Here is a 3,435-nt window from a genome sequence, read left to right as displayed (position 1 = left end):
TTGAGGATTTATTTTACCCTGGCTTTATTATTGATCACGGTTACCTGTTTCGGTTTTGTAAACCGGGGCCGTGTTGATAGTTTGAAAACCCTTGTGACTTCTTCGCTTAAAAGTCAATCGCAACCTGATACGTTAAGAATAAACAGGTTAAATTCCCTTGCCGGAAATTATTTCGACTCAAACCCTGACAGTACGCTTTATTACGCGCAGAAAGGGGTAACACTTTCACGGAAAATTAATTACAAAGCCGGTATCGCGGATGGCCTGGTTCAAACCGCGCATGCCAATTATTTTAAAGGAAAATTTAAACAGGCCATACAGGAGTTTGACGAAGCTGTTTTAATATACAAGAAATTAAATGACAATACCGGTTTAAGCAATTGTTATATGCTTTATGGCCGTATGTATAATTTGCTTGCTAACTATAGCGAGGCCTTAACTTATTTAAACCTGGCGCTCGACCTCAATAAAAAATATAAAAACGAGGCATACGAATCTGATTGCTATAAAAACATGGGCATTGTATATTATAGCGAAGGCCAGTTATCAACCGCGCTTGATTATTATTATAAAGCGTTATTTATTGCGCTGAAGCTGCATAATAAAGCTTTTATGGCAGCTGATTATAATGATATCGGCGTTGTACTGCAAAGCATGGAGCTTTACCCGAAAGCGCTTGAATATTATAAGAAATCGTTAAAATTATATGCCGGTACTAAAGACCTGAATGGGGTTGGAACGATTTATGAAAATATTGGCGAGGTGATGCTTAGTCAAAAGAATTATGACCGCGCCATCGCTTATTGCAACATATCCATCAATATTGCCAAAAAACAGGATGATAAGGAAGGGATGATGTCGGATTATACCGACCTTGGTTTATGTTACGGCCATAAGGGGCAGTTTGCAAAAGCCCTTAGTAACCTTGATACTTCATTGCAAATCTCGAGCAAATACAAAAATGTGTACAACGAAGCCTGCACCCTTATAGGGTTTGGAACTGTTTATAATATGAAGAAGGATTATAAAAATGCTTATAAATACGCAATGCAGGGGCAAAACCTGGCCATTAAACTTGGCAATTTGTCGGTACGCTCCAATGCGGCGCTGCAGCTTAATAAGACGTTAGCGGGCCTGGGGCGATTTAATGATGCCTATAAGTTATTAAGGCAATACATTGAATTGAAGGATAGCCTCAACAATAATGAAAGTATACAAAAGTTAACCTCCTATAATCTGGAACTTAATTTTGCCACTAAACAGAAGCAGTTGGCACAACAGCAGCTTGACCGGGATATCCTATACCAGCAGCGAATTAAACAGCAGCGTTTAATAAACACTATTTTTTTAATTATCATTTTGGGGATGATTGCTATTTCAGTAGTTTATTACAGGCAAAAACGCAAGCAGCAAAAAATCAACCTGATGCTTGAAGAGAAAAATAGTGAAGTGCTGGAGCAAAAAGCAAATATTGACGACCAGGCGCAAAAGCTTAACGATCTGAATACCCTAAAAGATAGGTTGATCTCGGTTTTAGCGCATGACCTGAGGGCGCCATTAAGCACTTTACGCGGCCTGTTCAGCCTGTTACAGGACGATACAATATCGCATCAGCAATTACTTGACATGATACCCGGTGTGTTGAAAAAATTGGAATATACTTCCGATTTTCTGGATACTTTGTTATTCTGGATAAACAGCCAGATGGAGAACTTTGAAAACTCCGCAAAAAGTTTTTATGTAAAAGATATTGTGGCTTTTGAAGCCGAGAGTTATCACGAGCAGGCAGGTTTAAAAGGTATTACATTAATCGATAGTGTGCCGGACGATATTGTTGCATCGGCTGATCCAAACTCTATCCGTATAGTGATCAGGAATTTAATTACCAATGCCATCAAATTCTCAAGGGAAAACGACACGATCGAAATATCGGCTAAGAACCAGGACGAACAAAACTACATTATTACAGTAAGAGATACCGGTACCGGTATGAGCGAAGAACAGCTGAATAAATTGTTTAAAAGCAAGGTGAACAGCAAAACCGGAACGAACAATGAGTCGGGTACCGGGATGGGTATGTTATTTTGTAAGGATTTGGTTGAAAAATGCAGCGGCCGCATATGGGTAACCAGTACACCCGGCCAGGGTACTTCGTTTTCATTTACAGTGCCGCTGGGCGTTATAAATGAAACAAGGCTGGAGGTAGCGTAGGTTAGTCCGAAAGTCCGGAAAGACCGAAAGTCCGGAAGAAATAGTTCGATCCGGAATTTGATGAAATCGGGAAAATACCCAAAGACAGATTTCATAATGTTGAACAAAAGTTTTCACTTACCTCAATTTGTCTTTCTGACTTTCCCGACTTTTCCGACTAAGCATACTGCACACTCAGTGTAATTGGAACGCTCAGGGCTTTTGATATAATACAGTTTGTTTTTGCACCTTCGGCAACTTCTTTAAACTTTTCTTCACTTACGCCTTCAATGGCTGATGCTTTTAAATCAAGGTGAATGCCTGTAATGCTCAAAGAAGCCATGTCAAGGTCTAAAATAGCATCGGTAGTAAGGTCGTTGGGTTTAAAGCCAGCCTGGCTTAGCGCGGCGCCTACGGCCATGGTAAAGCAGCCTGCATGTGCCGCCGCGATCAGTTCTTCGGGGTTGGTGCCAATACCATCCGCAAAGCGGGTTTTAAATGAATACTGCGTGTTGTTTAAGATGGTGCTTTGTGTAGTAATTTCACCTTTACCCTCCTGAAGGGTACCGTTCCAATGGGCATGTGCTGTACGTTTCATGGTTTATATCTTTTTTAGATAAAGATATGGAATAAGGATATTGTTTTAAATATCTACGATGAAGGGACACAAAATTTGCGTCCCTACGATGATGCCCGGCGCAATGCCGGGTTCGAAGACGCGCAGGGACACAAAATTTTGTGTCCCTACGATTTATAATCGGGGATCTCGAAATTCTGGTTAATGCTGCCAATAAAACCGAGAATCTCGTCCCTGCCTAATTGCGTTTCAGACGAAGTGACGAAATATTGGGGCATATCATCAAAAGTGGCCAGCAGGGCTTTTTTAAACAGGGCCACATTCTGGTCCGTTTTCAGGTTTGATTGTTTATCGGCTTTGGTGAATACCAAAACAAAGGAAAGACCTTTTTCGCCCAGCCAGTTACAAAACTCCAAATCGATTTTTTGCGGTTCAAGGCGGCTGTCAATCAATACCAGCACACATTGCAGGCTTTCGCGTTTATCAAGGTAAGTATGGATGAATTTACTCCAGTCGGCCTTTTTGCTTTTTGACGCACGGGCATAACCATAGCCGGGAAGATCGACGATATACCAGTTGTCATTTACAAGAAAATGATTGATCAGCTGCGTTTTACCGGGTGTTTGCGAGGTTTTTGCCAGCCCTTTTTTTGGAGACCAGCATATTGA

General features: G+C 41.1%; 3 protein-coding genes. 1 reads left to right on the top strand and 2 read right to left on the bottom strand.

The window, feature by feature from the left end:
* The coding region (locus QZY09_RS07385) for a tetratricopeptide repeat protein (protein ID WP_295670360.1) at positions 1-2,211 on the top strand (2,211 nt) is incomplete at its 5' end.
* Between the two features lie 157 nt (positions 2,212-2,368).
* Here QZY09_RS07385 and QZY09_RS07380 read toward each other — a convergent pair.
* Both QZY09_RS07380 and yihA read right to left on the bottom strand, forming a co-directional pair.
* Positions 2,369-2,788 (bottom strand): OsmC family protein, encoded by a 420-nt coding sequence (locus QZY09_RS07380; RefSeq protein ID WP_295670357.1) that lies wholly within the window; start codon positions 2,786-2,788, stop codon positions 2,369-2,371.
* Between the two features lie 146 nt (positions 2,789-2,934).
* A complete protein-coding gene (gene yihA, locus QZY09_RS07375; RefSeq protein ID WP_295670363.1) occupies positions 2,935-3,432 on the bottom strand; it encodes a ribosome biogenesis GTP-binding protein YihA/YsxC in 498 nt (165 codons plus the stop codon).
* Between the last annotated feature and the right edge of the window lie 3 nt (positions 3,433-3,435).

Source organism: uncultured Mucilaginibacter sp. (assembly GCF_903913935.1).
Classification (GTDB): domain Bacteria; phylum Bacteroidota; class Bacteroidia; order Sphingobacteriales; family Sphingobacteriaceae; genus Mucilaginibacter.
Note: the sequence above shows the minus strand (reverse complement) of the source record. Positions and strands in the feature narration are given on the sequence as shown.

What these genes read in the sequence shown, in the direction of transcription:
- QZY09_RS07380 (WP_295670357.1), bottom strand. Translation starts at nt 2,788, where the DNA reads ATGAAACGTACAGCACATGCCCATTGGAACGGTACCCTTCAGGAGGGT.